Raw genomic sequence first — 431 nt, 5'->3', positions numbered from 1 at the left:
ATCCAGGCACAAGTCAGCGTCTGAAACCCGCGGTGGATAGAATCCTCCGCGCCCGATGGTTCGCTTTGGGCCGTGGGAGGGAGAACTCCCTCCCACTTTCTGGTCACGTATCGGCGCGGGCGGGGGATTCCCATCCACCGCGGGCTTCAGACCTTCGGGAAACACAAACTAGGGAGCGGCGAGGCGGAGCACGTCGTCGATCTGACCCTTGGCGGTCTCGAGGTTCCGCGACGGGAACATCCCGATGCTGGTGACGCCGGCCGCTTCGAGCGCGGCGATGTGCTCGTGCGCATCATCCATGGTGCCGATCGGTCCCAGCTCGGTCCACCACTGTTGGGGCATCGAGACCAGACCGTCGGTGCCGTGTTCGTTGTAGCGCGCGACCAGGTCGTCGTAGAACGGCAACCCTTCGACCTCCGGTGTCGGCTGGT

The 431-nt window shown here is 64.7% G+C and carries 1 pseudogene; it reads right to left on the bottom strand.

Going from position 1 to position 431, the window contains the following annotated elements:
* Positions 1-168: 168 nt before the first annotated feature.
* Positions 169-431, bottom strand: a pseudogene (locus ELR45_RS38420) (LLM class flavin-dependent oxidoreductase); the annotation flags it as partial.

This window comes from Phytoactinopolyspora endophytica (genome assembly GCF_004138495.1).
GTDB lineage: Bacteria > Actinomycetota > Actinomycetes > Jiangellales > Jiangellaceae > Phytoactinopolyspora > Phytoactinopolyspora endophytica.
Note: the sequence above shows the minus strand (reverse complement) of the source record. Positions and strands in the feature narration are given on the sequence as shown.